Source organism: Kitasatospora sp. NPDC057198 (assembly GCF_042670125.1).
In the GTDB taxonomy this organism is placed as follows: Bacteria; Actinomycetota; Actinomycetes; order Streptomycetales; family Streptomycetaceae; genus Kitasatospora.
In genome coordinates, this window is the sequence record NZ_JBHUWH010000724.1 from 1 (window position 1) to 2,609 (window position 2,609).

General features: G+C 70.5%; 1 protein-coding gene. It reads right to left on the reverse strand.

Going from position 1 to position 2,609, the window contains the following annotated elements:
• Positions 1 to 47: 47 nt before the first annotated feature.
• On the reverse strand, positions 48 to 2,528 hold the full coding sequence (locus tag ACFUEL_RS38245) for a phosphocholine-specific phospholipase C (protein ID WP_380242609.1): 2,481 nt from the start codon (positions 2,526 to 2,528) through the stop codon (positions 48 to 50).
• Positions 2,529 to 2,609: the final 81 nt, after the last annotated feature.

Genomic DNA, 2,609 nt, shown 5'->3' on the forward strand with positions numbered 1-2,609 from the left:
GAACAACCCGGCCGGGGGCGGTGGCGTGCGAGGGGACTGATCCGACGTCAGGTGCTGGGGCCCAGGACGCGGATCTCGGCGGCGCTGGTCCAGGTGCCGCGGTTGCCGGCTTCGGTGAGGGCGCGCAGGCGGACCCAGCGGGCGGTGACGGGCGGGAAGTCGGCGCCCTTCAGCTGCGCGTCGTCGGCCCAGGTGCCGGAGGCGACCGGGCTGCTCCAGGTGGTGCCGTCGGTGCTGGTGGCGATCTGGTAGCCGCCGATCCGGCCGTTGGCGTAGCCGTCCTGGCGGGGCAAGCAGGTGAGTCCGGTGACGGTGCGGGCGGTGCCGAGGTCGAAGCGGATGTCGTGCGGGAACGGGTCGGTGCCGGTGCTCCAGCGGGTGTGCCACTTGGTGGCGGGGTCGTCGTCGACGGTGTTGCCCGCGCTGCCGTTCTCGGTCGCGGTCTCCTGGCTGTCCGCGCTGACGGTGCTGATGGGGAGGGTGCCGATGACGGCGGGGTCGGTGATGGATGCGTGGCCGGTTTCGGCGTGGCCGGCGAAGCGGCGCAGGAAGCCGTCGGTGGTGTCGGCGGTGGCGGTGAGGTCGTACCAGTGGGAGGAGCCGGTGATGTCGAGTTGTTTGGTGGTGGTCGCGCCGGCGGCGAGGGTGAAGGTCCAGGGGCCGTCGGTGCGGTGGGCGTTGGCGGTGAGGGTGACGGTGCAGGGGGTGGTGCCGCTGTTCTTCATGGTGAGGGTGAGGGTGCCGCCGGGGCCGTCGACGGTGGCGGTGACCTCGGGGTTGGCGTTGCCGCTGGTGGTGGCGGTGGCGCGGTTGCCCTTGAAGCGGCGGTGGAAGCCGTTGGGGCCGTACATCGACAGGTCGTAGGCGCCGGTGGGCGTGCCTGCGACGAAGTAGTCGGTGAGTGTCTTGCCGGCCTCGACGGTTGTCCGCCACGGGCCGTCGGTGCGGTGGTCGTTGGCCCGGATGTAGCAGGAGACGCCCGCGGCGCCGGTGTTGGCCATGTCGATGTAGAAGGTGCCGGCGGTGACGCGGCCCTTGGCCTCGAAGGCGTACGGGATCGGGCGGGCCCTGCGGTGACCGGCTTCCTGGACCGGCAGTTGCTGGACGACCGGGATGGCGGGGTAAGGCAGGGTGGAGCACTGGGTGTCGGCGTCGGTCACGTACGTGCCGGTGTCCGGCAGGTTCGGCCAGCCGGTGCTGGCGGAGGTGAAGTCGAACGCGGAGAGCAGGTCGCCGGTGACGGCCCGGCGCCAGGGGCTGATGTTGGGTTCGGCGACGCCGAACACCTGCTCGCACAGCCGGATCACCGAGGTGTGGTCGAAAACCTGCGAACAGACGTAGCCGCCGCGGGTCCACGGCGAGACGACGATCATCGGGACCCGGAAACCGAGGCCGAAAGGCTTGCCGCCGGTGAGTTCGCCGTCGCTGGTGACGGTGGACAGGCCGTCCACGTAGTCGGTGGTGTGCGGCACCGGGGGCGGGACGTGGTCGAAGAAGCCGCCGTTCTCGTCGTAGTTGAGCAGGAAGGCGGTGTTGGCCCACACGCCGGGGTGGGCGGCGAGCTGTTCGAGCAGTCGGGCAGTGAGGTCCATGCCCGCCGCCGGGTGGTAGTTGGCGTGCTCGGACAGGTGGGCCGGGGCGATGATCCAGCTGACCTGCGGGAGCGTGCCGTTGGCCAGGTCGTCGCCGAACGCCCGGACGATGTCCGGCACGGTGGCCATGCCGCGGTCGTACAGCGGCTGGCCGGCCTTGGCGTTCTTGAAGTTGGCGAACCAGGCCAGGCCGTTGTCGTCGAAGTTGTCGCTCTGCTGGTACACCCGCCAGGAGACCCCGGCGTTCTGCAGGCGCTCGGCGTAGGTGGTCCAAGTGAATCCGGCGGCCGGAACGCTGTTGTCGATGACCGCGCTCTGGCCGACCGAGCTGCCGTTGCTGCCGGTGAACAGGTGCAGCCGGTTCGGGTGGGTCTGGGTCAGCGTCGAGGAGAAGTAGTGGTCGCAGACCGTGAAGGCGTTCGCCAGCTCGTAGTAGAAGTCCAGGTCCTTGCGGCCGAAGTAGGACATGCCCAGGTCAGGGTTGCGGGCGGTGTTCCAGGCGTCGTATTTGCCGCCGTTGAAGATGGCGGTGTCCACCGGGAAGCTCATCGCCGGGGCGTACGCACAGGTGGCCCGGCTGGCGGCGGTGTTCATCCGGAACGGGGCGACGTAGCCGTCCGGGTTGGCCGCGTTGGGTTGCTTCCAGACCGGCTTGCCGCCGGGCAGGGTGATCGCGTTGCGGTCACCGAAGCCGCGCACGCCGTTCATCGTGCCGAAGTAGTGGTCGAAACCCCGGTTCTCCTGCATGAACACCACGACGTGCTTGATGTCGGCGACGGTGCCGCTGCCGGGCGCCACCGGGGTGTTCAGCAGGTCCCGCAGGACCTGCGGGAGGACACCGGCGGCGGCGACGGAGGCCGCGCCGGCGGCGGCGCCGAGGAATGAGCGGCGGCTGACGCCGGAGGGCTGGGCGGGGGAGGGCTGCTGGTCGGTCATCCTCGGGTCGTTTCTCCTGGATGGTGGGGACGGGGATGGAACGGGGCGGTGCGCCCGGTGGACGCGTGGTGACGCGTACAC